General features: G+C 63.1%; 28 protein-coding genes, 1 tRNA gene, 1 other RNA gene and 1 pseudogene. 23 read left to right on the forward strand and 8 right to left on the reverse strand.

What is annotated here, in order from left to right; all coding sequences use genetic code 11:
- Positions 1–7 precede the first annotated feature (7 nt).
- Positions 8–703 carry a monofunctional biosynthetic peptidoglycan transglycosylase gene (gene mtgA, locus F7P65_RS11000; protein WP_150291794.1) on the reverse strand — a complete coding sequence of 232 codons (696 nt, stop codon included), beginning with the start codon at positions 701–703 and terminating at the stop codon, positions 8–10.
- A 53-nt stretch (positions 704–756) separates the two neighbouring features.
- Positions 757–1,518: a competence/damage-inducible protein A gene (locus F7P65_RS11005; protein ID WP_150291844.1), complete on the reverse strand. Its 762-nt coding sequence runs from the start codon at positions 1,516–1,518 to the stop codon at positions 757–759.
- 89 nt (positions 1,519–1,607) lie between these two features.
- Between F7P65_RS11005 and map the strand changes: the two genes are divergently transcribed.
- From map to glnA, 3 genes are all read left to right on the forward strand, one after another.
- Complete coding sequence (map, locus tag F7P65_RS11010; protein WP_150291795.1) at positions 1,608–2,438, forward strand: type I methionyl aminopeptidase; 831 nt, start codon at positions 1,608–1,610, stop codon at positions 2,436–2,438.
- A 241-nt stretch (positions 2,439–2,679) separates the two neighbouring features.
- On the forward strand, positions 2,680–3,018 hold the full coding sequence (locus tag F7P65_RS11015; protein ID WP_150291796.1) for a P-II family nitrogen regulator: 339 nt from the start codon (positions 2,680–2,682) through the stop codon (positions 3,016–3,018).
- 93 nt (positions 3,019–3,111) lie between these two features.
- Positions 3,112–4,524 carry a type I glutamate--ammonia ligase gene (glnA, locus tag F7P65_RS11020; protein WP_150291797.1) on the forward strand — a complete coding sequence of 471 codons (1,413 nt, stop codon included), beginning with the start codon at positions 3,112–3,114 and terminating at the stop codon, positions 4,522–4,524.
- Positions 4,525–4,734: 210 nt separating this feature from the next.
- On the opposite strand, the gene F7P65_RS11025 is transcribed toward glnA, so the two are convergent.
- Entirely contained in the window at positions 4,735–5,418 is a 684-nt protein-coding gene (locus F7P65_RS11025; protein ID WP_150291798.1) for a histidine phosphotransferase family protein, read from the reverse strand.
- A gap of 96 nt (positions 5,419–5,514) precedes the next feature.
- Entirely contained in the window at positions 5,515–5,913 is a 399-nt protein-coding gene (locus F7P65_RS11030) for a M67 family metallopeptidase (protein WP_150291799.1), read from the reverse strand.
- Between the two features lie 17 nt (positions 5,914–5,930).
- Between F7P65_RS11030 and F7P65_RS11035 the strand changes: the two genes are divergently transcribed.
- Positions 5,931–6,881: an RluA family pseudouridine synthase gene (locus F7P65_RS11035; RefSeq protein WP_150291800.1), complete on the forward strand. Its 951-nt coding sequence runs from the start codon at positions 5,931–5,933 to the stop codon at positions 6,879–6,881.
- A 75-nt stretch (positions 6,882–6,956) separates the two neighbouring features.
- Positions 6,957–7,871 carry an RNA polymerase sigma factor RpoH gene (gene rpoH, locus F7P65_RS11040; RefSeq protein ID WP_150291801.1) on the forward strand — a complete coding sequence of 305 codons (915 nt, stop codon included), beginning with the start codon at positions 6,957–6,959 and terminating at the stop codon, positions 7,869–7,871.
- 84 nt (positions 7,872–7,955) lie between these two features.
- On the opposite strand, the gene F7P65_RS11045 is transcribed toward rpoH, so the two are convergent.
- The gene (locus tag F7P65_RS11045) at positions 7,956–9,611 is read right to left on the reverse strand and encodes a M28 family metallopeptidase (RefSeq protein ID WP_150291802.1); all 1,656 of its coding nucleotides are present in this window, start codon (positions 9,609–9,611) and stop codon (positions 7,956–7,958) included.
- A 118-nt stretch (positions 9,612–9,729) separates the two neighbouring features.
- Here F7P65_RS11045 and F7P65_RS11050 point away from each other — a divergent pair, with 118 nt between their 5' ends.
- Positions 9,730–11,715: an alpha/beta fold hydrolase gene (locus F7P65_RS11050; protein WP_150291803.1), complete on the forward strand. Its 1,986-nt coding sequence runs from the start codon at positions 9,730–9,732 to the stop codon at positions 11,713–11,715.
- 40 nt (positions 11,716–11,755) lie between these two features.
- Here the strand turns inward: F7P65_RS11050 and F7P65_RS11055 are convergent, their stop codons facing one another.
- The gene (locus F7P65_RS11055) at positions 11,756–11,950 is read right to left on the reverse strand and encodes a hypothetical protein (RefSeq protein ID WP_150291804.1); all 195 of its coding nucleotides are present in this window, start codon (positions 11,948–11,950) and stop codon (positions 11,756–11,758) included.
- A gap of 102 nt (positions 11,951–12,052) precedes the next feature.
- Between F7P65_RS11055 and rpiB the strand changes: the two genes are divergently transcribed.
- From rpiB to F7P65_RS11075, 4 genes and pseudogenes are all read left to right on the forward strand, one after another.
- Positions 12,053–12,490 carry a ribose 5-phosphate isomerase B gene (gene rpiB, locus F7P65_RS11060; RefSeq protein ID WP_150291805.1) on the forward strand — a complete coding sequence of 146 codons (438 nt, stop codon included), beginning with the start codon at positions 12,053–12,055 and terminating at the stop codon, positions 12,488–12,490.
- An 11-nt stretch (positions 12,491–12,501) separates the two neighbouring features.
- Positions 12,502–13,815, forward strand: coding sequence for a serine hydroxymethyltransferase (gene glyA / locus F7P65_RS11065; protein ID WP_150291806.1), 1,314 nt, complete (start codon positions 12,502–12,504; stop codon positions 13,813–13,815).
- An 8-nt stretch (positions 13,816–13,823) separates the two neighbouring features.
- On the forward strand, positions 13,824–14,285 hold the full coding sequence (gene nrdR, locus F7P65_RS11070) for a transcriptional regulator NrdR (protein ID WP_022682631.1): 462 nt from the start codon (positions 13,824–13,826) through the stop codon (positions 14,283–14,285).
- 7 nt (positions 14,286–14,292) lie between these two features.
- A pseudogene (locus F7P65_RS11075) lies at positions 14,293–15,009 on the forward strand (RNA methyltransferase); the annotation flags it as partial.
- Here the strand turns inward: F7P65_RS11075 and F7P65_RS11080 are convergent.
- Positions 15,006–15,302, reverse strand: a complete 297-nt coding sequence (locus F7P65_RS11080; RefSeq protein WP_150291807.1) for a chorismate mutase — start codon at positions 15,300–15,302, stop codon at positions 15,006–15,008. The pseudogene F7P65_RS11075 and the gene F7P65_RS11080 sit on opposite strands and share 4 nt — an antisense overlap.
- Positions 15,303–15,483: 181 nt before the next feature.
- Between F7P65_RS11080 and rpsD the strand changes: the two genes are divergently transcribed.
- Positions 15,484–16,098 (forward strand): 30S ribosomal protein S4, encoded by a 615-nt coding sequence (gene rpsD, locus F7P65_RS11085; protein ID WP_046762747.1) that lies wholly within the window; start codon positions 15,484–15,486, stop codon positions 16,096–16,098.
- Positions 16,099–16,294: 196 nt separating this feature from the next.
- Here rpsD and F7P65_RS11090 read toward each other — a convergent pair whose 3' ends face one another.
- The gene (locus F7P65_RS11090) at positions 16,295–16,951 is read right to left on the reverse strand and encodes an alpha/beta hydrolase (protein ID WP_021319762.1); all 657 of its coding nucleotides are present in this window, start codon (positions 16,949–16,951) and stop codon (positions 16,295–16,297) included.
- A 132-nt stretch (positions 16,952–17,083) separates the two neighbouring features.
- On the opposite strand from F7P65_RS11090, the gene F7P65_RS11095 reads away from it, so the two are divergent.
- From F7P65_RS11095 to F7P65_RS11150, 12 genes are all read left to right on the forward strand, one after another.
- Positions 17,084–18,130 (forward strand): cysteine desulfurase family protein, encoded by a 1,047-nt coding sequence (locus F7P65_RS11095; RefSeq protein ID WP_150291808.1) that lies wholly within the window; start codon positions 17,084–17,086, stop codon positions 18,128–18,130.
- A complete protein-coding gene (locus F7P65_RS11100; protein WP_240334266.1) occupies positions 18,127–19,215 on the forward strand; it encodes a cysteine desulfurase family protein in 1,089 nt (362 codons plus the stop codon). Before F7P65_RS11095 ends, F7P65_RS11100 begins: the two co-directional genes overlap by 4 nt.
- 18 nt (positions 19,216–19,233) lie before the next feature.
- Entirely contained in the window at positions 19,234–19,569 is a 336-nt protein-coding gene (locus F7P65_RS11105; protein WP_150291810.1) for a 2Fe-2S iron-sulfur cluster-binding protein, read from the forward strand.
- Between the two features lie 16 nt (positions 19,570–19,585).
- Positions 19,586–20,503, forward strand: coding sequence for an SGM family class A beta-lactamase (gene blaSGM, locus F7P65_RS11110; RefSeq protein ID WP_150291846.1), 918 nt, complete (start codon positions 19,586–19,588; stop codon positions 20,501–20,503).
- A gap of 42 nt (positions 20,504–20,545) precedes the next feature.
- Positions 20,546–20,643, forward strand: an RNA gene (ffs, locus tag F7P65_RS11115) — signal recognition particle sRNA small type.
- Positions 20,644–20,695: 52 nt separating this feature from the next.
- Positions 20,696–22,303 (forward strand): DNA polymerase III subunit gamma/tau, encoded by a 1,608-nt coding sequence (locus tag F7P65_RS11120; protein WP_150291811.1) that lies wholly within the window; start codon positions 20,696–20,698, stop codon positions 22,301–22,303.
- Positions 22,300–22,623, forward strand: coding sequence for a YbaB/EbfC family nucleoid-associated protein (locus F7P65_RS11125; protein WP_150291812.1), 324 nt, complete (start codon positions 22,300–22,302; stop codon positions 22,621–22,623). Before F7P65_RS11120 ends, F7P65_RS11125 begins: the two co-directional genes overlap by 4 nt.
- A 131-nt stretch (positions 22,624–22,754) precedes the next feature.
- Complete coding sequence (gene lon, locus F7P65_RS11130) at positions 22,755–25,151, forward strand: endopeptidase La (protein WP_150291813.1); 2,397 nt, start codon at positions 22,755–22,757, stop codon at positions 25,149–25,151.
- Positions 25,152–25,308: 157 nt separating this feature from the next.
- On the forward strand, positions 25,309–25,581 hold the full coding sequence (locus tag F7P65_RS11135; protein ID WP_013846598.1) for an HU family DNA-binding protein: 273 nt from the start codon (positions 25,309–25,311) through the stop codon (positions 25,579–25,581).
- Positions 25,582–25,856: 275 nt separating this feature from the next.
- A tRNA-His gene (locus F7P65_RS11140) sits at positions 25,857–25,933 on the forward strand.
- Positions 25,934–25,998: 65 nt separating this feature from the next.
- Positions 25,999–26,370, forward strand: a complete 372-nt coding sequence (gene hisI / locus F7P65_RS11145) for a phosphoribosyl-AMP cyclohydrolase (protein WP_150291814.1) — start codon at positions 25,999–26,001, stop codon at positions 26,368–26,370.
- Positions 26,357–26,890: a hypothetical protein gene (locus tag F7P65_RS11150; protein ID WP_150291815.1), complete on the forward strand. Its 534-nt coding sequence runs from the start codon at positions 26,357–26,359 to the stop codon at positions 26,888–26,890. The genes hisI and F7P65_RS11150 overlap by 14 nt, the downstream gene beginning before the upstream one ends.
- Position 26,891: the final 1 nt, after the last annotated feature.

Genomic DNA, 26,891 nt, shown 5'->3' on the forward strand with positions numbered 1-26,891 from the left:
GTCGGCCTCATTTCAGGCAGCGATCCAGTCCATCGCGCTGGACGATGCCGATGCGGGCGGCGATGCTGTTGCCGTAGTGACGGGTGAAGCCGTGGGGATCGATCGCTTCGCGCTTTTTTGGCAGGGGCAGTACGGCGGCGAGCCGGGCTGCTTCCGGGCGGGAGAGGCGGCTCGCATCATGGTGGAAATAGCGTAGCGCGCCCGCATTGGCGCCATAGGTGCCGATACCCGTCTCCGCGACGTTGAGATACACTTCCATGATCCGCCGCTTGCCCCAGATGGTTTCGATAAGGAGGGTGAACCAGGCTTCGAGCCCCTTGCGCAGGAAGCCACCGCCCTGGAAGAGGAAGACATTTTTCGCTGTCTGCTGGCTGATCGTCGATCCGCCGCGGATGCGGCCACCGCTGGCATTGTGGCGCATGGCCTGGGCGATGGCGACGGCGTCGAAGCCATGATGGCTGCAAAAGCGGCTATCCTCCCCCGCGATGGCGGCGCGGGCCATGTCGGGGTCCATCTCGTCCAGGCTCATCCAATCCTTGGTGATGCCATGCGGGTCGAAGATCATCGTCCATGTCACCGGCGGTGGCACGAAGCGGTAGATCACCGCCATCAGCAGCGAGAGGGCAATGAAGCCGCCGAAAATCTTGAGAGGAAGGCTGATCCAGCGGGAGCGGCGGCGCGGAGCGGAAGTCTTTGCGAGCATGGCGCTGTGGTAGCGCGATCTCCGGCCGGTTCAAGCGCGCGCTGTGGCGAACATCAGATGCCGCCCGGCACGGCAGGCCAACCCCCTTGTTCCAACGCGGCGCTGAGATCGGCGACGCAGCGGTCCAGCGCTTCCCCATCGGTCGAGCGGATCACGAAATTGGCGCCTGTCCGGCCCTCGCGAAAGAAGGGATAGCTGCCGATCTGGCATCCCTCATGCGCGCGCTCGGTGGCGCCGAGCAGGTCCGCGATCTCGCTTTCCGCGACCCAGCAGCCGATGCTGGCCGACAGCACCGGCAGGCCGCCTTCCAGTGTGCCGGTCAGGCTGTCCAGCATTCCGGCGGTGATATGCGGCACGCCGGCCATGATGAAGATATTGCCGTGCCTGATGCCGGGCGCGCCCGACATGCGGTTTTCGATCAGGCTCGATCCGGCCGGGACCCGCGCCATGCGCAGCCGCGCATCGGTCAGGCCGCCGCGCGTCTCATAATAACCCGACAGCATTGCCCGCGCCTCGGCATGGATTTCCACCTCGACGCCCAGTGCGCGGGCGATGGCATCGACGGTGATGTCGTCATGGGTCGGCCCGATGCCACCGGTCGTGAACAGATAGTCGTTGCGCGCCCGCAGCGTGTTTACCGCCTCCACAATGGCATCGCTGTCGTCGGCCACGACGCGCACTTCGCACAGGCGGATGCCCTGCACGTTGAGCCAGGTGGCGATCTGAGAGACATTCTTGTCCTGGGTGCGGCCCGACAAGATCTCGTCGCCGATGACGACCAGCGCTGCGGTCCAGATGCGGTTGGGATCGGCCATGAGCAGGCCATAGCCTGTGCCGCGCGCCATGCCTAGTCCGGGAGGCGACCCCCCTCGCATTATGGCGCGTCTCCGCCTATAATCGGTGTATGACCGAATATATGACGATGACGGCGGATGCGCCGATCTCCCGCTCGACTGCGATCAAGCTCTATGACGCGGCCGGTTTCGAAGGCATGCGCAGGGCCGGGCGGCTGGCGGCGGAGATATTGGACGCGCTGGTGCCGCATGTCGTGCCGGGCGTGACCACGGGCGAACTGGACGATATTGTCCGCCGCATGACGCTGGACGGCGGCGGGGTGCCCGCGACGCTGGGCTATCGCGGTTATACGCATAGCTGCTGCATCTCGCTCAACAATGTCATCTGTCACGGCATTCCGGGCGATTACAAGCTCAGGGACGGCGACATCCTCAACATCGACGTGACGCCGCTGGTTGATGGCTGGCATGGCGACAGCAGCCGCATGTATATTTGCGGCGAGACCTCCATCAAAGCCCGGCGGTTGGTCGAAGTGACCTATGAGTGCTTGATGCTCGGCATTGAGCAAGCAAAGCCCGGCAATCATCTGGGCGACATCGGCCATGCTATTCAGCGCCATGCCGAAAAGCATCGCTATGGCGTCGTCCGCGATTTTTGCGGCCACGGCCTGGGCCGCGTGTTCCACGACAGCCCGGAGGTGGTTCATATCGGTCGCCCCGGCACCGGCCCGGAATTGCGCCCCGGCATGTTCTTCACCATTGAGCCGATGATCAACATCGGCAAACCCGGCGTGAAGATGATGGAGGACGGCTGGACGGCGGTGACGCGCGATCGCACGCTGTCGGCGCAGTTCGAACATAGCATCGGCATCACCGAGACGGGCTGCGAAATCTTCACGAAAAGTCCCACTGGTCTCAACGCGCCGCCCTATACGCTCTGAATATCGCAGGCCTGCCCAAAAAATGGGCGATGGATCATGATATTGCCCGGATTCCGGGCAATATGGACAAAAGTTGCTGCATCGCGGAAAGCAGTTTCCAGCGATTCGCCGTTTGGCATGGTAATTGATTAGGACGATGGGCGGCGCGTGCCTTTGGGGGGCATGGTGATCGTCACTCGGCAGGAACGAAGGGCGGAATCACTTCCGCCGAGAAGCGCGCGTTTGGTTGGGGTTACTAAAGATGAAAAAGATCGAAGCGATCATCAAACCGTTCAAGCTCGACGAAGTGAAGGAGGCCCTTCATGAAGTCGGCGTGTCGGGCATCACCGTTACCGAGGCGAAAGGCTTTGGCCGCCAGAAAGGGCACACCGAACTCTATCGCGGCGCCGAATATGTGGTCGACTTCCTGCCCAAGGTGAAGCTTGAGGTGGTCGTCGACGATTCGCTGGCCGAACGGGTGGTGGAGGCGATCTCTTCCGCCGCGCAGACTGGCCGCATCGGCGACGGCAAGATCTTCATTTCCAATATCGAAGCGGCGGTCCGCATCCGCACCGGCGAACGCGACAGCGACGCCATCTGATTTTCAACAGGTTCTCGCCGGCTTGCAGTTCTGGCGGACGCATATCAACGCACCCCTTCGGGGGGGTATTTTTTGAAAGAAGGGCAAGTTCACATGGCCAACACGCCTAAAGACATCCTGAAGATGATCGAGGAAAAGGAGATCGAATGGGTCGATCTGCGTTTCACCGATCCCAAGGGCAAGTGGCAGCACCTGACCATGGTTTCGACGGTGCTGGGCGAGGATGAACTGAGCCAGGGCCTGATGTTCGACGGTTCGTCGATCGAAGGCTGGAAGGCGATCAACGAGTCGGACATGATCCTGAAGCCCGACCTTGACGCCGTCTATGTCGATCCGTTCAGCGCCACCCCGATGCTGATCCTGTTCTGCGACGTCGTGGAACCCGACACCGGTGAGCTTTATGCCCGCGACCCGCGTTCGACCGCGAAGCGCGCGGAAGCCTTCGTCAAGTCGGCTGGTTTCGGCGACACCATCTATGTCGGGCCGGAAGCCGAATTCTTCATGTTCGACGACGTCCGCTTCAATTCGGCCTATAATGAGTCCTTCTACAAGATTGACGACATCGAACTGCCGACCAACACCGGCCGCGAATATGAAGGCGGCAACATGGGTCACCGTCCGCGCGCCAAGGGCGGCTATTTCCCGGTTGCGCCGGTCGATCCGGCCACTGACATCCGCGCCGAGATGGTCACCACCATGCTCGAAATGGGCCTGCCCTGCGACAAGCACCACCATGAGGTGGCTGCTGCCCAGCACGAACTCGGCCTGACCTTCGGTACGCTGGTCCAGACCGCCGACCGCATGCAGATCTATAAGTATGTCGTGTGGAACGTCGCTCAGGCCTATGGCAAGTCGGCGACCTTCATGCCCAAGCCGATCGCTGAAGATAACGGTTCGGGCATGCACACCCACATGTCGATCTGGGACGGTGGCAAGCCGCTGTTCGCGGGTGAGGGCTATGCCGGTCTCTCGGATATGTGCCTCTACTTCATCGGCGGCGTCATCAAGCATGCCAAGGCCCTGAATGCGTTCACCAACCCGACCACCAACAGCTACAAGCGTCTGGTGCCGGGCTTCGAAGCACCGGTTCTGCTGGCCTATTCGGCTCGCAACCGTTCGGCCTCCTGCCGTATTCCCTACGGCGCGGGCGCCAAGGCGAAGCGCGTGGAATTCCGGTTCCCCGACGCGATGGCCAACCCCTATCTGTGCTACGCCGCGCTGCTGATGGCCGGCCTCGACGGCATCGAGAACAAGATCCACCCGGGTTCCGCGATGGACAAGAACCTGTACGACCTGCCGCCGGAAGAACTGAGCCAGGTGCCGACCGTCTGCGGTTCGCTGCGTGAAGCGCTGAACTCGCTGGCCGCCGACTACGACTTCCTGCTGAAGGGCGACGTGTTCACCAAGGACCAGATCGAGGCTTATCTCGAACTGAAGTGGCCGGAAGTTTACCGTTGGGAAATGGCGCCGTCGCCGGTCGAATTCGACATGTACTACAGCCTCTGATCCGTTCGGACTGTTGGAAAAAGGGCTCGGTCGCGAAAGCGGCCGGGCCTTTTTCATAGGGAAGAATGGTCGTCATTCAAAATCCGCAGGTCGCCCATTGTCGGGAACGTCCGAAGGGTGGACAACGGCGGAATGTCGCGGGCGCGCGCTTTGCCTGCCGCCGATTTGGTCGCGGCGCTTGCGGCTGAACTGACCGCGATCCGAAGGGGGTTAATGCGCGTCCGGGATCGATGCGCCGAAGAGCAGCATCGGTTCGCCCGCTGGGGACAGGGCGATCTCCCCGCCTGCGTTACTGACCAGCGTGCGGACCATCCAGGCGGCTGAAGTGCGCGATGCCAGTCCCTCTGGCGGCAGCGTTCCCGCCAGCGCCGAACGCAGATCGGGATCGAGTACCAGCTTGGGTCCTTCCGCCCGCACCACGATTTCCGTGACGCCCGGCCGCCGTTCTGCGCCGATGTCGAGCTGTCCGCCCCGGACCAGTGCATCGCCCGCGATCAGCGCGAGGTTCAGCAGCACCTTCGCCGGCAGTTTGTCGAGCATGTCCTCCTCGACCAGCCAGCCGATCTTCACCCGGCCCGAGCCCGCGAACATGCCCTCTATGGCGACGCGGGCTTCGTGCGTCGGCACCGCGTCGCCGAAGCCGCCCGCCGATCCGAAGGCGAGACGGAAGAATTTGAGCTTGTTGGCCGACGTCTTGGCACTGTCCGCCAGCAGGTCCAGGCAGCGCTGCCGCATTTCTGGGTCCGTCTCGTCCGCCATCAGCTCAAGCCCGTTGTTGAGCGCGCCCACAGGGCTGAGCAGATCGTGGCACAGACGCGAGCAGAGCAGGCTGGCAAATTCGATGGCGCCGGTTTCGATGCTGGCGGTTTCGATGCTGTCGGTCGGATTGGTCATGAAGGTTCGCTGCCGCCGGAGAAGGGAAAGGAAAGGGCGTGAAAGGCTAATGCGCTGCCCCGCCGCATGATGCAAGCCCGGCCCACCGCCTTTCCTTCACATGATATCGAGCAAAGCCTCAACAAATCGTGCATCTTCTCGCGGTCCCGTGGCGACCCACAGCCGCGCCGCGCCGCCCCCGACGATCAGCCACAAACTGCCGTCCGGCGCTGCGCAGGCAGCGTCGGTGGCGGAGGGTGCCGCCGTGCCGCCGGGATGGGAGTGATAATGGCCGACGATCTGTGGCCCGCCATCCCGCGCCGCCCGGTGAGCGGCGATCAGAACCGTGGGGTCCAACTCGAAATGACGGGTCGGGTCGGGCGCGACATTGGCGGCGGGCAGGATCGCCTCGATCCCGTCTGCTTGCCCGAAGAGCAGGCCACAGACCTCATTCGCGTCCGCTGCCGCTTCGGACATGATTTGTTCCAATAGTCCTCTTGCAATTCTGGCCTTCATTCCTACATCCCTACGCAATGATTTCGGGGGTTTCCATCATTGAAGCGACGATAGGGGAGGCGCAGGATGGCATGCGGCTCGACAAGGCGCTTGCCGAATTGGTTCCCGACCTGTCGCGCGAGCGGTTGAAGGCGCTGATCGTCGAGGGGCAGGTGATGACCTCCGGCCGTGCGCCCAATCCTTCCATGAAGGTGGCGGTGGGCCAGGCCTTCGCCATCGCCGTGCCGCCCCCGGTCGAGGCTGAAGCGGTGGCGCAGGACATTCCGCTCGCCATTGTGCATGAGGATGCCGAACTGATCGTCATCGACAAGCCGGCCGGGCTGGTGGTTCACCCAGCGGCGGGCAATCTGGACGGCACACTGGTCAACGCGCTGCTGCATCATTGCCAGGGGCAGCTGTCCGGCATTGGCGGAGTGGCAAGGCCCGGCATCGTTCATCGCATCGACAAGGATACTTCCGGCCTCTTGGTCGTTGCCAAGTCAGACCGTGCTCATGAAGGGCTGTCGAAGCAGTTCAAGGACCATAGCATCGACCGGCTTTATGCCGCGATCGTCTATGGCGTGCCGCAGCCGGGCGCGGGGATGGTGGATACGTGGATCGGCCGTTCCGACGCCGATCGAAAGAAGATGGCCGTTCATCGGGAAGGGCGTGGCAAACATGCCGTGACCCATTACCGGACCGTGCAGAAGCTGCGGGGCGCGGCCTTGGTCGAATGCAGGCTGGAAACCGGGCGAACGCATCAGGTTCGCGTCCATATGGCGCATCTGGGGCACCCCTTGATCGGAGATCCGGTTTACGGTAGAGAAAGAAAAGGTTTCAAATCGATACTGGAAACGCTGGGTTTCAAAAGGCAGGCATTGCACGCGAAAAGGCTGGGGTTCATACATCCTGTAACGGGTGAAAGCCTTAGCTTCGACAGCCAGATTCCCGCCGATATGCAGGAACTGTTAAGCGAGCTTCACGTATAGGTTTGGATAAGTTTGCGACGGCGCTTCGAACGCCTCTTCTGGGTTCCGCCGCGCATGAAAGGGAAAGGTGACGACATGGCCGGAAAGACCAATGTCCCCGCGGTTCCTGCGCTGGGCGGTGAAGCCAGCCTCAACCGCTATCTGTCGGAAATCCGCAAATTTCCGATTCTGACGCCCGAGCAGGAATATATGCTTGCGAAGCGCTATGCCGAGCATGCGGATTCCGAAGCTGCGGCGCAGCTCGTGACCTCGCACCTGCGTCTCGTGGCGAAAATCGCCATGGGGTATCGCGGTTATGGCCTGCCCGTCAGCGAACTGATCAGCGAAGGCAATATCGGCCTGATGCAGGGCGTTAAGAAATTCGAACCGGATCGCGGCTTCCGCCTGGCGACCTACGCCATGTGGTGGATTCGCGCTTCGATCCAGGAATTCATCCTGCGGTCCTGGAGCCTTGTGAAAATGGGCACCACCGCCGCGCAGAAGAAGCTGTTCTTCAACCTGCGCCGGATGAAGAACAATATCGAGGCTTTCGAGGATGGCGACCTGCATCCCGATGACGTGAAGAAGATCGCGACCGATCTGGGCGTCACGGAAGAGGAAGTCGTGTCCATGAACCGTCGCATGGCGATGGGCGGCGACACGTCGCTCAATGTGCCGATGCGCGAGGATGGCGAAGGTCAGTGGCAGGACTGGCTGGCGGACACCGATCCGCTTCAGGATGAGCGCGTAGCTGACCGGCAGGAAAGCGAAATGCGCCATGACATGCTGGTCGAGGCGATGGACGACCTCAACGATCGCGAGAAGCATATTCTTGCCGAGCGCCGGCTGGCCGAAGAGCCGAAGACGCTGGAGGAGCTGAGCCAGGTGTATGGCGTGTCGCGGGAACGCGTCCGCCAGATCGAGGTGCGGGCTTTCGAAAAGCTGCAAAAGGCGATGATGCGGATCGCGGGCGACAAGCTGAGCAAGATGGCGCGGTTGGCGACCGCCTGACCCGGTGCAAGAGAGACAAGGAAAAAGCCCCGGAGCGATCCGGGGCTTTTTCTTTTGTCGGCGATGGCTGACAGGGAAGGGGGGTTATTTCCCCGCCCGGCTCCGGTCGCGGATGGTGCGGAATTCGTCGCCCGGCGCCCAATTGGGCCAGTCGGTGGTGTTGGCCAGTGCCCGCCCGACATCATAATAAAGTTTCAGGTCTGCTTTCACCCCGCTCCAGTCCCATTTCGGGTCATATTCATCCTTGGGGCCGTGATAGCGATGTTCCTCATAATCCTTGGCCGCCGCGGCGCCTGCCGCCGGGCCGCCCTTCACCAGATCCTGCCCGCCCTCGAAATAGAGCATCGGCACGCCATGCTTGGCGAAGCTGAAATGATCTGAGCGATAGTAGAAGCCCTTTTCGGGCGTCGGTTCGGTGCTCGCCACCCGCTTCTGCGCGGCGAGCGCCCGGTCGAGATAGGCGTCGAGCTGTGATTTGCCCTTGCCGATCACGACCACATTTTTCGCAAGCCCGGCCATGCTGAGCGCGTCCATATTCACCCCGCCCACGGTCTGTCCCAAAGGGAAGACGGGATGGTTGCCATAATAAGCCGACCCCAGAAGGCCCGATTCCTCCGCTGTCACGGCCAGGAACACCTGGCTGCGATCGGTCGGACCGGCCCGCACATTGGCTTCGGCCAGCGCCACCAGCGCCGCCGTTCCAGTCGCATTGTCGATCGCGCCGTTGCAGATGTCGTCGCCGTCCGGCGCCGCTTCGCAATGGCCCAGATGATCCCAATGTGCCGCATAGAGCACATATTCATTCGGCCGCGTCTTGCCCGGCAGCAGGGCGACGACATTTTTCGAGCTATGCTTGCGGATGGCGTTGTCGAAGGAGACGCTGGCTTTCACGCCCTTCAGCGGCACCGCCTTGAACCCGCGCTTCTTCGCCGCCGCCATCAGCGTGTCCAGGTTGAGGCCGGCGCTCGTCATCAGCGCGGCCGCCTTGTCCTTCTGTATCCAGCCAATGGCGGCGGACTGGGCGGCATTGCCGTTGGTGCTGTCCGCGACATGCTGGGCGCCGCTCCAACTCGATTGCACGACATTCCAGCCATAGGCGGCCGGCACGGTGTCATGCACGATGATCGCCGCCGCCGCGCCCTGCCGCGCGGCCTCCTCGAACTTGTAGGTCCAGCGGCCATAATAGGTCATCGCCCGGCCACCGAACGGGCCGCTGAGCGTCGGCGATTGATAATCGGGATCGTTCACCAGAATGATGACCGTTTTGCCCTTCACATCGACGCCGGCATAGTCGTTCCACTTCTTCTCCGGCGCATTGATGCCATAGCCGACGAAGACGACGGGACTGTCCTTCACCTCGATATGCGGTTGGCCGGTGCGATAGGTGGCGATCACCATGTCGGGCCCGTAATTGGCGGAAACGGCGCTCTTGCCCCCAGTGAACCGCAGCGGCGAGACATTCTTTGCCGCGATCTCCACCAACGGCACATCCTGGAACCAACTGCCCTTGTTGCCGGGCTTCAGGCCCAGCGCCTCGAACCGTTGCACCAGATAGGCGAGGGTCTTTTCCTCGCCCACGGTGCCCGGCGCACGGCCTTCATAGGCGTCGGACGAAATTTCCTTCACGACCTCCTTCATCGTGTCGATGGAAGGGCCGTTGTCGGATGAAGCGGCGGCAGCGGACAGGGCGCAGGACAGAGCGACCAGCGGCAGCGTGAACTTGGCGAAGGACTGGCGCATTTCAGGAACCTCGACAGGAATTGGCGCGGATGATGGCATCGTGCGCGGGGGGCTGCAAGCGTGAGCCGTTGACAGTTTTACTGCCGTATATATTCGTGATCCCGCAAGGGGGGATTTCATGCAACTGAAGTATTTCGGCTTTTTGATTATGGCCGCGTCGGCCATGCCGGCCCATGGGCAAAGCCAGGCGGCGAAGGCATTCGGCGCGCGCGCTCTTATCGACGTCAGTATTTCCCCGGACGGCAAATCGATCGCGTTGGTGGAGCCGCTGGCCGGACGCGGTTCGGTCGTGTCGGTGGCGCCGGTCGACGGAAGTGCGGCGCCCAAGCCGGCCCTGCTGTCGGACGGTAAGGAGGACAGGCTGTTCAACTGCGCCTGGCCGGGCAATGCGCGTTTGGCCTGCAACGCCTATATGATCAGCGCCATCTATGGCGAAAAAATGGGATGGACGCGCATGCTGGCCGTCAATTCGGACGGCAGTGACCTAAAGGTCCTGAGCGCGCGCGGAAATGACGAAGCATTGGGCTTCGTTCTGGGCGGCGGGAACATCATCGACTGGCTGGGCAAGGATGGTGCCGACAGCGTGTTGATGGACCGCTATTATGTGGCGGAAAAGTCCACCGGCCGGATGATTTCCAATCAGCGCGAAGGCTTGGGCGTGGACCGGGTGAACATCCGCACGCTGGCCCGTACGATGGTGGAACCGCCGCGTGGCGATGCAGTGAGCTACATCACCGACGGACACGGTAATGTCCGCATCATGGTTACGCGCCCAAGGACGAACCTGGGCTATGGCGGCCATCGCTACAATTATTTCTATCGCAAGAAGGGGGAGCGGGAATGGCTACCGCTCTCGACACAATCGGTGTCGGGGATCGTGGCGACGGGGTTCGAGGCCTATGCCGTCGATCCCGATCTGGATGTCGTCTATGGCGGCGATACGGTGGATGGACGGAACGGCATCTACACGATCAGTCTTGACGGCAGCATGAAGAAGGAACTGCTGTTCGAACGGCCGGGCGTCGACGTCAACGATCTGATCCGCATCGGGCGGCACCGGCGTGTCGTGGGCGTCAGTTGGGTCACGGACCGGCGGCAGTCGGTGATGTTCGATCCTGAACTGAAGAAATTCGCGGCGGCGCTGGGCAAGGTGCTGCCCAATGCGCCGCTGGTCACGTTCGTCGATGCCAGCGAAGATGAAAGCAAGCTCGTCCTGCTGGCGACCAGCGATGTCGATCCCGGCAGATATTATCTGTTTGACAAGCAGACCCGGAAATTGGCCGAGATCGCGCCGGTTCAGGAGGCGCTGAACGGCACTCTTTTGTCGGAGGTCAAATCCGTCGCCTATCCCGCGTCGGACGGCAAGATGATCCCCGCTTATCTGACGCTCCCGGCAGGCAGCGACGGCAAGGGACTGCCGGCCATCGTCATGCCTCATGGCGGACCCTGGGCGCGGGACGAATGGGGTTTCGACTGGCTCGCCCAGTTTTTCGCCCATCAGGGCTACGCCGTGCTCCAGCCGAATTTCCGTGGTTCGACGGGGTTCGGCGCGGAATGGCTGGGCGGCAGCGGGTTCAAATCCTGGCAGCAGTCGGTCGGCGACATCGATGACGCCGGACAATGGCTGGTGAGCCAGGGCATTGCAGTGCCATCCCAACTGGCCATCGTCGGTTGGTCCTATGGGGGCTATGCGGCGCTCCAGTCCGCTGTCGTCGATCCGCAGCTCTACAAGGCAATCGTCGCCATTGCGCCGGTGACGGACATTGGCGACCTGCAAACGGAAGCGAAAGGCGATTACAGCCCCGCCACGCTGGAGGCGCTGTTCGGTGACTCGACAGTGGCGCAGGCCGGTTCGCCCGCGCGCCATGCCGATGCCTTTGTCGCGCCGGTTCTGATGTTCCATGGGGATATCGATCAGAATGTGTCGGTCGCCCAATCCCGCCTCATGGCGTCCCGATTGCGGGGCAAGGGTAAGTCGGTCGAACTGGTCGAATATAAGGGGCTGGACCATCAACTTGTCGATGGCGAGGTGCGCAGCCAGATGCTGGATCGCGCCGACCGTTTCCTGCACGATGCGCTTCGCCTGCCGGCCGCGAAACCCTGAGGGAAAAGTCGCAGGCTAAAATGCCCGTTGCGCGGCGGCCCTAGCGGCTGTTTTCCAGCACCGGCAGGTCGGGGCCGGGGATAGCCGAGATGGCGACATTGGCAAACATGACCAATCCCGCGAGGATCATCAGCACGCCGCGCTTGCGGTCGCCCCTTTTCACAATGGCGTGGATACCGCCGCCGGTCAGCGCCATGCCCGCCAGCATCAACAGGGATAAAATCGTGCCCGCCATGAAGCAGGCCATAGGCGGGCGGCTGGAGTGTGGCAATATCGCGGTTCACCTCCTATGAGGCGCCAGAACGAATCAATTTTCTCGTGATTGGACAACCGGCAGTTGAAAATCGCACTCGCTTCCGACCATGCCGCCGTCGATCTGAAGGCGGAACTTGCAGACTGGCTGCGCGCAGAAGGCCATGAGGTCGACGATCTGGGTCCGGCGACCGCGGATCGCGTGGACTATCCCGACTTCGGTTATAAACTGGCGACAGCGGTGGCGTTCGGCGCGGCCGAGCGTGGCATTGCGCTCTGCGGATCGGGGATCGGCATTTCCATCGCCGTCAACCGCAACCCCGCCTGCCGCTGCGCGCTGGTTTCCGAGCCGCTGTCGGCCGCGCTGAGCCGCGAACATAATGACGCCAATGTCCTCGCCCTGGGCGCGCGCCTGATCGGCGTGGACATGGCCAAAGCCTGCGTCACCGCCTTCCTTTCCACCGAATTCGGCGGTGGCCGCCATGCTGGCCGCGTCGAAAAACTGTCCCAGCCCGCGCTGTAAGGAGACTTTGCATGAGCACAGCCACCCTCGACACCCTGTCCGAAATCCGTTCGGAAGGCTATTTCACGCGCAGCCTGGCCGATGCCGATCCGGCGGTCTTTGGCGGCATCGCCAAGGAATTGAAGCGCGAGCAGAACCAGATCGAACTGATCGCTTCGGAAAACATCGTCTCGAAGGCGGTGCTGGAGGCGCAGGGTTCGGTCTTCACCAACAAATATGCCGAAGGCTATCCGGGCAAGCGCTACTATCAGGGCTGCGCGCCGTCGGATGAGGTCGAGCAGCTCGCCATCGACCGCGCCAAGCAACTGTTCAACTGCGGCTTCGTCAATGTGCAGCCGCATTCGGGCGCGCAGGCGAACGGTGCGGTGATGCTGGCGCTGACCAAGCCGGGCGACACGATCATGGGCCTGTCGCTGGACGCCGGTGGCCACTTGACCCACGGCGCCAAGCCGGCGCTGTCGGGCAAGTGGTACAATGCCGTGCAGTACGGCGTGCGCGAAGACACGCACCTGATCGACTATGACGTGGTCGAGGCGATGGCGGTGGAGAACAAGCCCTCGCTCATCATCGCGGGCGGTTCGGCCTATCCGCGCCACATCGACTTCGCCCGCTTCCGCGCCATTGCCGACAAGGTCGGGGCGCTGTTCATGGTCGACATGGCGCATTTCGCCGGTCTGGTTGCCGGGGGCGAGCATCCGACGCCCTTCGGCCATGCCCATGTCGTGACCACCACCACGCACAAGACGCTGCGCGGTCCACGCGGCGGCATGATTCTGACCAATGACGAGGCGATCTCCAAGAAGATCAATTCGGCGGTGTTCCCCGGCCTTCAGGGAGGTCCGCTGATGCACGTCATCGCCGCCAAGGCAGTCGCTTTCGGCGAGGCGCTGCGTCCGGAATTCAAGACCTACGCCAAGGCCATCGTCACCAACGCCAAGGCGCTGGCGGCCAAGCTGGAGCAGCGCGGCCTGGCCGTGGTGTCGGGCGGCACGGATACGCATCTGGCGCTGATCGACCTGCGCCCCTACGGCATTTCGGGCAAGGATGCCGACGAGGCTCTCGAACGCAGCTTCATCACCTGCAACAAGAATGGCGTGCCGGGCGACCCGCTGCCGCCGACCAAGACCAGCGGCATTCGCGTGGGTTCGCCCGCCGGTACGACGCGCGGCTTCGGCGTGGCGGAGTTCGAGGCTATTGGCGACATGATCGCGGACGTTCTGGAAGGCCTGCGCGACAATGGAGAACATGGCGACGCCGCCGTGGAAGCCAATGTGCGTGAGCGCGTCTCGGCCCTCTGCGCCCGTTTCCCGATCTACGAAGGGTAAGAAAAGCCTTGCGTTGCCCCTTCTGCGCTCATGACGACAGTCAGGTAAAGGACAGCCGCCCGACGGAGGATGGCGCCGCCATTCGCCGTCGGCGTCAGTGCGAAGCCTGTGGCGCGCGCTTCACCACTTTCGAGCGGATACAACTCCGCGACATCTGGGTGGTGAAGAGCGAGGGGCGCAAGGAAGCCTTTGATCGCGACAAGCTGGCGCGCTCCATCGGGATCGCCTGTCGGAAGCGGCCCATCGACCCCAGCCGTCTGGAAAAGCTGATTTCCGGCATCCAGCGGCAGTTGGAAACCAGCGGCGACGGCGAAGTCCCGGCGCGGGCGATTGGCGAGATGGTGATGGAGGGACTGAAACGCCTCGACAGCGTGTCCTATATCCGCTTCGCCAGCGTCTATAAGGACTTCACCGACGCCCGCGATTTCGAGGATTTCGCCTCGACCGTGAAGGAAGTCGGGAGTGAGTGAGGCCGTGACCTCCCCTCCTCCCGTCATCGTTCTGGTCCGGCCGCAGCTTGGCGAGAATATCGGCAAGGCGGCGCGGGCGATGCTGAATTTCGGGCTGACCGAGATGCGGCTGGTGTCTCCTCGGGATGGCTGGCCCAATCCAGATGCGGGACCGTCTGCGGCTGGCGCGGATATCGTGCTGGACAAAGCCGTCGTCTTCGAAAGCCTGGCCGATGCGGTGGCCGATTGCGCGCATGTCTATGCGACGACGGTGCGCAAACGGGGCGTGACCAAACCGGTCGTGACCCCGGATGAGGCCGCACGGGAAATTCATGCCGCCACCGGGCGGTCGGCCTATGTGTTCGGGCCGGAGCGGTCCGGGCTGGAGACCGAGGACGTGGCGCTGGCGCGCAAGATTCTGACCGTGCCGATCAATCCCGAATTCGGATCGCTCAATCTGGCGCAGGCGGTGATTTTGTGCGCCTATGAATGGTCGAAGCGCGCGTCCCTGGAGCAGCCCACTGTGGTCGATCTGGGCGAACCGGCGCCGCAGGCGGAGCTGGAGGGGATGATCGAGCAGTTCGAGACGCTGCTCGAAGGCGCGGGTTATTTCTTCCCGCCGGATCGCGCCCCAGCGACCAAGCGGACGCTGCGCAACCTGTTGACCAAGCCGGGCTGGAACCATCTGGAGGTCCGAACCCTGCGTGGAGTGCTCTCGGCCTTGGGGAATCCGCGCGCCCGTTAGCCTCGGATGCGGTCGTATTCCACCATTTCGTAGGCGATGGACGCTTCGACCAGTTGGTCCCAAAGGTCTGCGATGATCTCGGCTGGAGCGCCAAGGCGATCCGCTGCGGCACGGGCGTTCTCAATCACCTGCGCCTTGCGCGCTTCATCGCGGACGGCGCCCCGGTCGGGCTTGATGCGGGCGGCGGCGCGCATATGGGCGAAGCGCTGGTCGAGCAGCGCGACCAGCTGACGGTCGAGTTCGTCCACCCCTGCGCGGACTTCGGCCATGGTCGTGTAACTATCGGGGTTCATGGCCCCGCTGCCTAAGCCCGGAAACAGGCCCTGTCGAGGGTTGACATCATGTCATCGCTTCGTCATAGGCGCCGCTTCGCGATTGGCCCCGCATCCCGGTGAAGCGGCGGCCCTGCCCCTGAAATATGGATCGCAGGCGATACCGGGGACAACGTTAGAAGCAATTGTTTAGGAAATTATCATGTCGAAGCGTTCCAGCGCAAAGTACAAACTTGACCGCCGGATGGGCGAGAACATCTGGGGTCGCCCCAAGAGCCCGGTCAACAAGCGTGAATATGGCCCCGGCCAGCACGGTCAGCGCCGCAAGGGCAAGATGTCGGACTATGGCATCCAGCTGCGCGCCAAGCAGAAGCTGAAGGGCTATTACGGCGACATCACCGAGAAGCAGTTCAAGAAGAGCTACATCGAGGCCGCCCGTATGAAGGGTGACACCGGTCAGAACCTGATCGGCCTGCTGGAGCGTCGCCTGGACGCTGTCGTCTACCGCGCCAAGTTCGCGCCGACCATCTTCTCGGCCCGCCAGATCGTTTCGCACGGCCACATCTATGTGAACGGCGTGAAGTGCAACATTGCCTCGCGTCTGGTGAAGCCGGGCGACGAAATCACCCTGGGCAAGAAGGCGCAGGAAATGGCGCTGGTTCTGGAAGCGCAGAGCCTGCCCGAGCGCGACATCCCCGACTATGTGTCGCCCGATGGCGCCGCCAAGGTCACCTATGTCCGCGTTCCCTCGCTGGACGAAGTGCCCTATCCGGTGAAGATGGAACCGAATCTGGTCGTCGAATTCTATTCGCGCTAAAGCATTTTGAAGTCGGCTGAATAGGCTGACGGCTCGCAAAATGCGGCAAAAATAGCTTCAGCGGCGAATGTCCGAACAAGGAAGGGGCGGTCCTATGGGCCGCCCCTTTTCTTTTGCGTTGCGGACGCGGGATTCGCGCCAAGAAAAAGGGGCCGCCTTTCGGCAGCCCCCTCGGCGTATCAAATCTCGAACGGGATCAGCGGATCGGCGAATCCGGCGACAACCGCATGTCGAGATAATTGTCGACCGACTTCATCAACTGGTCCAGTTCATGTTCGAAAAAGTGGTTGGCGCCACGGATTTCGTCATGATGGATGGTGATGCCCTTCTGGGTGCGCAGCTTGTCGACAAGTTTCTGCACGGCGCTGGCGGTCACGACCTCATCGGCCGTTCCCTGCACGATGATGCCTGACGAGGGGCAGGGGGCCAGGAAGGAGAAATCATACATGTTCGCCGGCGGCGCGACCGAGATGAAGCCGCGAATTTCCGGGCGACGCATCAGAAGCTGCATGCCGATCCACGCACCGAAGGAGAAACCGGCGATCCAGGTGGTCTGCGCTTCGGGATGGAAGCTCTGCACCCAGTCAAGGGCGGCTGCCGCATCGGACAGTTCGCCAATGCCATTGTCGAACGTGCCCTGGCTGCGTCCCACGCCGCGGAAGTTGAACCGCAGCACCGCAAAGCCACGCTTCACGAAGGTCTTGTAGAGCGCCTGGGTGATCCGGTCGTTCATCGTGCCGCCGCCCTGGGGGTGCGGGTGCAGGATCATCGCGACGGGCGCGCGGGGGCGGGGCGGGGGGCTGAAGCGGCCTTCGAGGCGACCTTCGGGACCGGGAAAGATTACGTCGGGCATGGCACCTGTTATGGTTCTGGGCGGCGTGAGGCCGCGAATGGAGACGGCGCAGCAGCATAGGCTGGCGCTGCGCGACAGACCGCCTATATAGAAGTCGCTACCATTTCCGCAATCAATGAGTGTTTTCCGGCCTTGGCCTCCGATCGTCTCTATCTGGATCACGCCGCGACCACGCCCATGCTGCCTGCGGCCAAGGCGGCCATGATCGAGGCGCTGGAGAACTGGTCCAACCCCTCCAGTCCCCATAGCGACGGAAGGGCGGCCCGTGCCGCGTTGGAGGAGGCCCGTCGCCGGATCGGCGCCGCGCTGGGTTGGGAAGGGCAGATCGTCTTCACGTCCGGCGCCAGCGAGGCCATCGCGATTGCCCTGACCCGCGCCAAGGCCGACCGCGTCCTGACCTCCCCTGTGGAGCATGATTCGGTGTTGCGGGTGACGCCCAATGTCGGGCGGCTGGACGTCGATCCCGATGGTATTCTCATTCGTCATTCCAGCACGGACGGGCAGGACGGCGCGAAAACCATTCTCGCCATCCAGCATGTCAACAACGAAACCGGCGTGATCCAGCCGCTTGACGCCATCGCGCGGGAAGGCGTCATCCTCTTTGCCGATTGCGCCCAGAGCGCCGCCAAGCTCCCGCTTCCCCAAGCCGACATGATGGCCATCAGCGCCCATAAATTCGGCGGCCCCCCTGGCATCGGGGCGCTCCTCATCAAGGATCTCGGCCTGATCCATCCCAGCGGAGGGCAGGAACAGGGCTATCGGGCGGGCACGGAAAATCTCCCCGCCGTCCTTGCCATGGCCGCGGCGTTGGAAGCGCGCACCGACTGGCTCCACCGGGCCGCCGCCCTTCGCGCCAAACTCGACGCCGCCATCGAGGATCATGGCGGTCAGATCGTCGCCCGCAATGCCCCGCGCATGCCCGCCATCGCCAGCTACCGCATGCCCGGCCTCTCGGCTCGCGCCCAACTCATCCAGTTCGACCTTGCGGGCATATCGGTTTCCGCAGGCAGCGCCTGCTCGTCCGGCTCGCTCAAGACCAGTCATGTCCTCCATGCCATGGGCTGGGACGAAGTGCAGGCCGGCGAAGTCATCCGCGTCAGCTTCGGCCCCATGACCGGCGAAGTCGACATAGACCGCTTCATCGCCCAATGGACCAAAATGGCCGAGCGCGCCCGATGACCATCTATCTCGACTATCAGGCGACGACCCCGCTCGCGCCCGAAGCGTTCGACGCGATGGTCCCGCTGCTCCGCGACCAGTTCGCCAATCCGCACAGCCCGCATCGGCTGGGCCGGGCCGTCACCGCCCAGGTCGAAATCGCCCGTGCCGAAATTCTGAAGCTGCTTCCCGAAGGCGGCCGCCTCCTTTTCACCTCCGGCGCCACCGAAGCGCTCAACATGGCGATACAGGGCGCACCGGCAGGCGGTATCGTCACCCTTGCCACCGAACATGCCGCCGTTCTCGACACGGTCGAAGCGCAGGGCAGGGCGGGGCGCGCTATCGCCATCCTGCCTGTAGGCCGGGACGGCCTGGTGGACCTCGACCGGGCCGCGCAGGCCATCCGTCCCGGCGTCGCGCTGGTCGCGGCCATGCTGGTGAACAATGAGATTGGCGTCGTGCAGCCCGTTGCCGAACTGGCTGACCTCGCGCACAAGGCGGGCGCCCTGTTCCTTTGCGACGCCGTTCAGGGCTATGGCCGCGTCCCGATTCCGCCTCAATGCGACATAGTGGCGATCAGCGCTCACAAGATCCACGGTCCCAAGGGCATCGGCGCCCTTTGGCTGCGCGACGGCGTGAACCTTTCTCCCATCATCCATGGCGGGGGGCAGGAGGGCGGCCTGCGTTCAGGCACCCTGTCGCCCGCGCTCTGCGCGGGGTTCGGCATCGCCGCCCGCCTGATGCGCGAGCGCGCCGAAGCCGACCGGGCCCATGTCGAATCGCTCTGGACGGTAGCCCGCGCGCTCTTTTCGCAATGGACGCTCAACGGCAGCGCCGACCGGCGCTATCATGGCAATCTCAATCTGCGTCGGGCGGGAGTGGACGGTGCGCGGCTGTTGTCCGAATGCCGTAATGTCGCTTTTTCGCTCGGGAGCGCTTGCGCGAGTGGGTCCGGGCGGCCTAGCCATGTGCTGCGCGCACTCGGCCTGACAGATGCGGAGGCGCGTGGATCGGTGCGAATCGGCTTTGGCCGCTACACGACACTGGCCCAATTGGAGGATGCCGCGGGAATAGTGAATGAGGCAGCCGAAAAATCGGCGCCGTAAATCGGGGAATGTCGCACCATGACCAGGGTAGTCTTCATCAGCGCGGATGGAGAGCATAGGCAGGAAGTCGAAGCACCGGCGGGATCGGTCCTGCTGGACGTCGCTCAGGCCGCAGGCCAGCCGCTGGAAGGTACTTGCGAGGGGCAAATGGCCTGCTCCACCTGCCATGTCATCGTCGATGCCGCCGATTTCCCCAAGCTCAGGCAAGCGAGCGAGGATGAGGAGGACATGCTCGACCTTGCCGCCGCCGCGACGCGCACGAGCCGCCTGTCCTGCCAGATCGTGCTGGACGAGGCGCTGGACAGCCTGACTGTCCGTATTCCCGGCGAATTCTGCAATATGCAGGGGATGTGAATTGTCCAAACGCCTGATGCCTGCCCTATTGCTGCTGCTGGCGACACCTGTTTCGGCGCAGGACACCGCGCCCCGCCCGTCGCTCCTGCCCCCCGCGCCCCGCTATATGGTGAGCGAGTCGGCAATGCAGTCGGTCCGCAATCCCAAAGAGATCGAGGCCGGGACCGGCGGTCGCCTGGGCGTGGCGCTGGTCGACAGCAAGGGCGCACTGATCCTCGGCTTCAACCGCGATGAGCGCTTTGCCATGTGTTCGACCTTCAAGGCTCCGCTTGCCGCTGCCGTCTTGACCGGCGCGGAAGGCGGAAAATTCGGCCTGGAAGGGCAGGTCAGCTTCACCAAGGCCGACATTCTAGATTATGCGCCCGTGGTGAAGAAGAACGCCAAGCGCGGCCGCATGTCGATGGAGGAACTGGCCGCCGCCGCTGTCGAGGCCAGCGACAACAGCGCCGCCAATCTGCTGCTGCCCATGGTCGGCGGTCCCGAGGGATTGACCCGATATATTCGGGCGCATGGCGATATGGTGACTCGCCTCGACCGTACCGAACCTACGCTCAATGAAAATGCGCAGGGGGACGAGCGCGACACCACCAGTCCTGCCGCCATGGCCGGCCTGATGGCGCGGCTGATTTTTACCGATCTGAAGCCGGCAAGCGCGGACAAGCTGCGCGGCTGGCTGAACGCCAGCACCACTGGCGGCAACCGCATCAAGGCGGGCCTGCCCAAGGGCTGGACCTCCGGCAGCAAGACCGGCAGTTGCGGCACCGCCTATAATGACGTGGCGCTGGTCAAGGCGCCTTCGGGCGAGGAATATGTCCTCGCCATCTATCTCGACCGGCCCACGGTGGATTCCAAAGCGGCCGAGGCGGCTATCGCGGAAACCGCTGGCGCAGCCCTGGATTTCGTCGGGAAAACGCAGAAAACGGGGTTGGAATAAGCCAACCCCTTGCCATCCCTTCCACCTTTCGCCATATGCCGCGCCGGGAGTCGGGCGGACGTAGTCGTCGCGAACCTGGTCAGGTCCTGACGGAAGCAGCCACAGTGATTTCGCTGCGGGTCGTTCCGGCTCCCACCTCCATCCAGCTTTTCCGGCTTCGACAGCCTCGCACCAACCCGCTAGACTGAACCGATGTCCGATTCCCCTCAGCCCTATCGCGTGCTTGCGCGCAAATACCGACCGCGCAACTTTCGCGAGCTGATCGGGCAGGATGCCATGGTCCAGACGCTGGGCAATGCGATCCGCCGGGGCCGTCTGGCCCATGCCTTTCTGATGACGGGCGTGCGCGGGGTCGGGAAGACCTCCACCGCTCGCCTGATCGCCAAGGCCCTCAACTGCATCGGCCCGGATGGGCAGGGCGGTCCGACCATCGACCCTTGCGGCGTCTGCGAACCCTGTCTGGCCATTGCCGAGGGACGGCATATCGACGTGGTCGAAATGGACGCCGCCAGCCACACCGGCGTCGACGATGTACGTGAGATCATTGAGGCGGTGCGCTACGCCGCTGTGTCGGCCCGCTACAAGATCTACATCATCGACGAAGTCCACATGCTGTCGAAGAACGCGTTCAACGCGCTCCTGAAGACGCTGGAGGAACCACCGGCGCATGTGAAATTCCTGTTCGCGACGACCGAAGTGAACAAGGTGCCGGTGACAGTGCTGTCCCGCTGCCAGCGCTTCGACCTGCGCCGCATCCCGGCGGAACTGCTTGCCGCCCATTTCGCCCATGTGGTGGAGGCCGAATCGGTCGCCGCCGAACCCGATGCGCTGGCCCTGATTGCGCAGGCCGCCGAAGGGTCCGCCCGTGACGGACTCTCGATCCTCGATCAGGCGATTGCCCATGCCGAAATGGGTGAGGGCGCGCCGATGGTCACCGCCGCTCAGGTTCGCGACATGCTCGGCCTGTCGGATCGCGGCTCGACCCGCCGCCTGCTTGGGCTTTTGCTGGAAGGCGACACCGGTGCGCTGCTGGGTGCCGTGCGCGACCAATATGCGCTGGGCGTCGAGCCGCTGTCGCTGATGCGCGGGTTGCTCGAATTGACCCACGCCGTCACGCTGGTGAAGGCTGGCCGCGACATCGCCAATCCCGGCCAGTCTGTCGAGGAACGCGAAGCGCTGGCCGACTGGGCCTCGCAACTGGGCTTCGCGCCGCTTCATCGTCTCTGGCAACTTCTTCTCAAGGGGCATGATGAGGTCGCCAGCGCGGCATTGCCCATCGAAAGCTGCGAAATGGCGCTGCTCCGCGTGATGCACGCCGCGACCATGCCCGATCCGGGCGAGATCGCCCGCCTGCTCCGCGAAGGTGCGCCCGCCCCGGCGACAGGCCAGGCGCCTGCCGCCGCCGGCGCTCCCGCCGCCCGACTGCCCGCCAGCTTCGAGGATCTGATCGAACTGCTCTATGCCCGTGGCAGAGGCCAGATATCGCAGCATCTCAAGGACTGTGCGGGCGTGTCGCAATATGCGCCGCCACTGCTGGAAATCCGCCTGACCGACCGCTGGTATGGGGAGGGCGATTTCTTCCGTGAAACGGCACGAGCGCTCAAGGATATTACCGGTGTCGCCTGGCAGGTCCGTGAGGTCGAAGGTCCCGTGGCGCCGACGTTGATGGCGCAGGAAAATCAACAGCGCGAAAACGCCCGCGCGGAAATCATGGAAACCCCGGTGGTCAAGGCGGCGCTCACCGCCTTCCCCGATGCCGAGCTTAGCGATGAGCTTGAACAATGGAGCGCAGAGCAATGAAGGATCTGAACGAAATATTGGGCATGGCGAGCCGCGTGCAGGAGGAACTGCAACGCGCGCAGGACAATCTCGACAAGATCGAGGTCGAGGGAGCCGCGGGCGGCGGTCTGGTCAAGGTCCGCGCCTCGGCCAAGGGACGCATCACTGGCGTCTCGATCGACGACAGCCTGATGGCCGTGTCGGAAAAGCAGATGCTGGAGGACCTGATCGCCGCCGCGTTCAACGACGCACGGAAAAAGGCCGATGAAGTCAGCAACGCCGAGATGGGCAAGATGACCGCCGGGCTGCCGCTGCCCCCCGGCTTCAAGCTGCCCTTCTGATCGAATTTATGGCAGGATCAGCCCTTATTCATGATTCCGATCCCATAAGGCATGATTGAACCATGCGGTGACTCTCCCCATAAAGGCGATGAACCGCATGATTGGGCTGAAGTAATCGCCCCGGAGAGTGAATGACTACACAATATCCCCTGCTGCCCCTGCGCGACATCGTCGTCTTCCCGCAGATGATCGTGCCGCTGTTCGTGGGCCGCGACAAAAGCGTGTCTGCGCTCGAATCGGCGATGGAAGGCGACAAGGAAATCTTCCTCGTTTCGCAACTCGATCCGGCAGAGGATGATCCGGGCCAGGATTCGCTCTACGATACGGGCGTCATCGCGGTGGTCCTGCAATTGCTGAAACTGCCCGACGGCACCGTCCGCGTGCTGGTGGAGGGCAAGCAGCGCGCTCGCCTTGACGGCATCGTCAATGCCGATGGCCATATGCTCGCTGACGTGACCGAGGTCGACGAACTGGCCGCCGAAGGACCGGAAGCCGCCGCGCTGATGCGCTCGGTGGCCGAGCAGTTTGAAAATTACGCCAAGCTCAACAAGAAGCTGCCCGCTGAAACCCCCGTGCAGTTGCGTGAGATTGAGGATGCGGGGCGTCTGGCCGACGCGATCGCCGCCAACATCAACGTCAAGGTCGCCGACAAGCAGTCCCTGCTGGTCGAGGCCGATCCGGTCAAGCGTCTGGAAATGGTGTTCGCCTTCATGGAGGGCGAGCTTGGCGTATTGCAGGTCGAGAAGAAGATCCGTGGCCGCGTGAAGCGGCAGATGGAGAAGACCCAGCGCGAATATTATCTGAACGAGCAGTTGAAGGCGATCCAGCGCGAACTGGGCAATGGCGAAGGCGAGGAAGGCGATGAACTCGCCGAACTGACCGAGAAGATCGCCAAGGCCAAGCTGAGCAAGGAAGCGCGTGCCAAGGCGACGGCGGAGCTGAAGAAGCTCAAGGGCATGCAGCCCATGTCGGCCGAAGCGACGGTGGTTCGCAACTATCTCGACGTCCTGCTGGGCCTGCCCTGGGGCAAGAAGGGCAAGGTCAAGACCGACCTCAAGAAAGCGCAGGCGATCCTGGATGAGGATCATTTCGCGCTGGAGAAGGTCAAGGACCGGATCATCGAATATCTCGCCGTGCAGGCGCGCACCAACAAGCTGAAGGGGCCGATCCTGTGCCTCGTCGGCCCTCCGGGCGTCGGCAAAACCTCGCTGGGTCGCTCGATCGCCAAGGCGACGGGCCGCGAATTCGTGCGCCAGTCGCTGGGCGGCGTGCGCGACGAAGCGGAAATCCGGGGCCACCGCCGGACCTATATCGGCTCGCTGCCGGGCAAGATCGTGACCAACCTCAAGAAGGCCGGGACGATGAACCCGCTCTTCCTGCTGGATGAGATCGACAAGCTGGGTCAGGATTTCCGTGGCGATCCCGCGTCGGCGCTGCTCGAGGTGCTGGACCCTGAACAGAACAGCAAGTTCCAGGACCATTATCTGGAGATCGACGTCGATCTTTCGGACGTGATGTTCGTCACGACCGCCAACTCGCTGAACCTGCCGCAACCGCTGCTCGACCGCATGGAGATCATCCGGCTGGAAGGCTATACCGAGGACGAGAAGGTCGAGATCGCCCAGCGCCATCTGCTGCCCAAGCAGATCGACGCCCATGGCCTGAAGGAAGGCGAATTCGAAGTCACCGAGGAGGCGGTTCGCGACCTGATCCGCTACTACACCCGCGAAGCCGGCGTCCGTACGCTGGAACGCGAAGTGGCGCGCCTTGCCCGCAAGGCGCTGCGCAAGATCCTCGAGGGCGCGTATGACAAGGTGACGATCACGCCGGATAACCTCGCCGACTATGCCGGGGTGCGGAAATTCCGCCATGGCGTGGGCGAGGAAGAGCATCAGATCGGCGCGGTCACGGGTCTCGCCTGGACCGAGGTGGGCGGCGAGTTGCTGACCATCGAAGCTGTGACCGTCCCGGGCAAGGGTGCGATCAAGACCACCGGCAAGCTTGGCGAAGTCATGAACGAGTCGGTGCAGGCCGCCTTCTCCTATGTGAAGGCGCGCTCGCCCGGCTATGGGATCAAGCCCAGCATTTTCAACCGCAAGGACATCCACATCCACCTTCCCGAGGGCGCGGTGCCCAAGGACGGCCCCTCGGCGGGCATCGGTATGGTCACGACCATCGTGTCGACGCTGACCGGCATTCCGGTCCACAAGGATGTGGCGATGACCGGCGAAGTCACCCTGCGGGGGCGGGTCCTGCCCATTGGCGGCCTGAAGGAAAAGCTGCTTGCGGCGCTGCGTGGCGGCATCAAGACGGTGCTGATCCCGGCGGAGAATGAAAAGGACCTCGCCGAAATTCCCGCTAACATCCGGGAGGGTCTGGAAATCATTCCCGTGTCGCATGTGGATGAGGTGCTGGCGCGCGCGTTGGTGTCCAAGCCGGAAGCCATCGCCTGGACCGAGGAAGACGATCTGGCCGCCCAGCCGAATCCCGCGCAGGGACGGGACGGGGAAGCTTCGATTCGCCACTGAGCGGGGGGCTGCTCAACCCGGTTTTACGCAAAAATCCGGTCTGAGCAGCCACCTAAACAGCTTTCTCTTTGACATGGGTAAAAAGCTGGGCCTTATTGCCGCGCCTACGCCGCGATTCCTAAACTTATCCAAACAGCTAGAAGGGGGTTCCTAAGGCATGAACAAGCAGGATCTTATCGGCGCGGTCGCTGAAAGCAGCGGCCTTTCCAAGAGCGACGCCAGCAAGGCCGTCGAGGGTGTTTTCGACGCCATCACCGGCGCCCTGAAAAAGGGTGACGAGGTGCGTCTGGTCGGTTTCGGCACTTTTTCCGTTTCGCAGCGCAAGGCGTCCACCGGCCGCAACCCGCGCACCGGCGAAACGATGACGATCAAGGCTTCGGCCCAGCCAAAGTTCAAGGCCGGCAAGGGCCTGAAGGATTCGGTCAATTAAGGTGTGTTGGACGCTCCCTGGCGGAGTGTCTTTGCCCGATTGAGCCGGATCGCGGTCGGCGAAAGTTTTACGGAGAGAACAGGCGCAGCAGCAGAAAGCAAAGCTTTCATAGCGCGCGCTGATGCGAGGATGGAGGAAAAGGGGGTGGACGCGGCCAGCGCTCCGTCCCCTTTTTCTTTTTTATTTCGGCCTCATGACTTTTTCCGCATCAGGCCGCTTGACGGAGCGAGGAGGGCCGCATATGTGGCCCTTCTCTCAGGGGCACAGCCCCCGTGGCGATCGTAGCTCAGTTGGTTAGAGCGCCGGTTTGTGGTACCGGAGGTCGCGGGTTCGGATCCCGTCGATCGCCCCATTTTCCTTATTCTTTCCCGATAATCGGGGCTTCGCACCAGGGCTTAAGGCGATTATAGCCCACCCATGGACGAAGCGCGCGACAAGGGCCTGACCCTCAATCCCAAATATGACAGAGACGGCCTGATTACCGCCGTCGTGACCGATGCCGACAGCGGCGATGTCCTGATGGTCGCGCATATGAATGCGGAGGCGTTGAAGCTCACGCTGGACACCGGCCTCGCGCATTTCTGGTCACGCAGCCGTCAATCGCTGTGGAAGAAGGGCGAAACGTCGGGTCATATGCTGCAAGTCCGCGACATCCGCATCGACTGCGATCAGGATGCCGTGTGGGTGAAGGCCGTGCCGGCTGGACCCACTTGCCATACCGGCGCCCGTTCCTGCTTCTTCCGCCATATTGGCGCGGATGGGCTGACCCCCGTCGATGCGGCTGACTAGCCTCGCCGCGCTGATACTGCTTGCGGCGTGTCAACGCGAAGCAGCGCCCACGCCCGCACCGCATGAAAGCGGGGGGCAGGTGAGTTCCAGCCTGGAGCGGGCCGCCATCGAAACCGGCGTGATCGCCGATGCGGCGCAGGTGCCGGCCATCGGCCTCTACCAGCGCGTCCATGAGGCGGGGCGCGATGCGCTCTGCATGATCCCGGCGAAGAATGGCGATTACCGCTTCGGCCTGGAGGCCAGATTCGGCGAGGACCAGAGCTGCGCAGGAAGGGGTTCGGCCCGCCGCGCTGGCGACAAGCTGATTCTCCACTTCTCCCGCAGCGATCATTGCATTGTCGTCGCCCAATATGATGGCGATCAAATATCGATCCCCGGCGTGGTCGACATGAAATGCGCGGATGTCTGTCGCGGGCGAGGTTCGCTGGAAGGCGTCAGCTTCCCGCGCATTTCCAATGACGCCGCCTCCGCTCTCCAGGCCCGCGACAGCAGCGGCAATCCCCTTTGCAAGCCTGACTGAT

This window comes from Sphingobium estronivorans (genome assembly GCF_008692605.1).
Taxonomy (GTDB): Bacteria; Pseudomonadota; Alphaproteobacteria; order Sphingomonadales; family Sphingomonadaceae; genus Sphingobium; species Sphingobium estronivorans.

Excerpts from the sequence above, each read along its gene's own strand:
- F7P65_RS11015 (WP_150291796.1), top strand. The coding sequence starts at position 2,680 with ATGAAAAAGATCGAAGCGATCATCAAACCGTTCAAGCTCGACGAAGTG.
- F7P65_RS11045 (WP_150291802.1), bottom strand. The coding sequence starts at position 9,611 with ATGCGCCAGTCCTTCGCCAAGTTCACGCTGCCGCTGGTCGCTCTGTCC.
- F7P65_RS11120 (WP_150291811.1), top strand. The coding sequence starts at position 20,696 with ATGTCCGATTCCCCTCAGCCCTATCGCGTGCTTGCGCGCAAATACCGA.
- F7P65_RS11150 (WP_150291815.1), top strand. The coding sequence starts at position 26,357 with ATGCGGCTGACTAGCCTCGCCGCGCTGATACTGCTTGCGGCGTGTCAA.
- hisI (WP_150291814.1), top strand. The coding sequence starts at position 25,999 with ATGGACGAAGCGCGCGACAAGGGCCTGACCCTCAATCCCAAATATGAC.
- lon (WP_150291813.1), top strand. The coding sequence starts at position 22,755 with ATGACTACACAATATCCCCTGCTGCCCCTGCGCGACATCGTCGTCTTC.
- F7P65_RS11025 (WP_150291798.1), bottom strand. The coding sequence starts at position 5,418 with ATGACCAATCCGACCGACAGCATCGAAACCGCCAGCATCGAAACCGGC.
- F7P65_RS11050 (WP_150291803.1), top strand. The coding sequence starts at position 9,730 with ATGCAACTGAAGTATTTCGGCTTTTTGATTATGGCCGCGTCGGCCATG.
- F7P65_RS11030 (WP_150291799.1), bottom strand. The coding sequence starts at position 5,913 with ATGAAGGCCAGAATTGCAAGAGGACTATTGGAACAAATCATGTCCGAA.
- F7P65_RS11005 (WP_150291844.1), bottom strand. The coding sequence starts at position 1,518 with ATGGCCGATCCCAACCGCATCTGGACCGCAGCGCTGGTCGTCATCGGC.
- mtgA (WP_150291794.1), bottom strand. The coding sequence starts at position 703 with ATGCTCGCAAAGACTTCCGCTCCGCGCCGCCGCTCCCGCTGGATCAGC.
- glyA (WP_150291806.1), top strand. The coding sequence starts at position 12,502 with ATGAGCACAGCCACCCTCGACACCCTGTCCGAAATCCGTTCGGAAGGC.
- F7P65_RS11035 (WP_150291800.1), top strand. The coding sequence starts at position 5,931 with ATGATTTCGGGGGTTTCCATCATTGAAGCGACGATAGGGGAGGCGCAG.
- F7P65_RS11135 (WP_013846598.1), top strand. The coding sequence starts at position 25,309 with ATGAACAAGCAGGATCTTATCGGCGCGGTCGCTGAAAGCAGCGGCCTT.
- blaSGM (WP_150291846.1), top strand. The coding sequence starts at position 19,586 with ATGCCTGCCCTATTGCTGCTGCTGGCGACACCTGTTTCGGCGCAGGAC.
- rpsD (WP_046762747.1), top strand. The coding sequence starts at position 15,484 with ATGTCGAAGCGTTCCAGCGCAAAGTACAAACTTGACCGCCGGATGGGC.
- F7P65_RS11055 (WP_150291804.1), bottom strand. The coding sequence starts at position 11,950 with ATGGCGGGCACGATTTTATCCCTGTTGATGCTGGCGGGCATGGCGCTG.
- F7P65_RS11100 (WP_240334266.1), top strand. The coding sequence starts at position 18,127 with ATGACCATCTATCTCGACTATCAGGCGACGACCCCGCTCGCGCCCGAA.
- F7P65_RS11090 (WP_021319762.1), bottom strand. The coding sequence starts at position 16,951 with ATGCCCGACGTAATCTTTCCCGGTCCCGAAGGTCGCCTCGAAGGCCGC.
- glnA (WP_150291797.1), top strand. The coding sequence starts at position 3,112 with ATGGCCAACACGCCTAAAGACATCCTGAAGATGATCGAGGAAAAGGAG.
- F7P65_RS11080 (WP_150291807.1), bottom strand. The coding sequence starts at position 15,302 with ATGAACCCCGATAGTTACACGACCATGGCCGAAGTCCGCGCAGGGGTG.
- F7P65_RS11105 (WP_150291810.1), top strand. The coding sequence starts at position 19,234 with ATGACCAGGGTAGTCTTCATCAGCGCGGATGGAGAGCATAGGCAGGAA.
- rpoH (WP_150291801.1), top strand. The coding sequence starts at position 6,957 with ATGGCCGGAAAGACCAATGTCCCCGCGGTTCCTGCGCTGGGCGGTGAA.
- F7P65_RS11125 (WP_150291812.1), top strand. The coding sequence starts at position 22,300 with ATGAAGGATCTGAACGAAATATTGGGCATGGCGAGCCGCGTGCAGGAG.
- map (WP_150291795.1), top strand. The coding sequence starts at position 1,608 with ATGACCGAATATATGACGATGACGGCGGATGCGCCGATCTCCCGCTCG.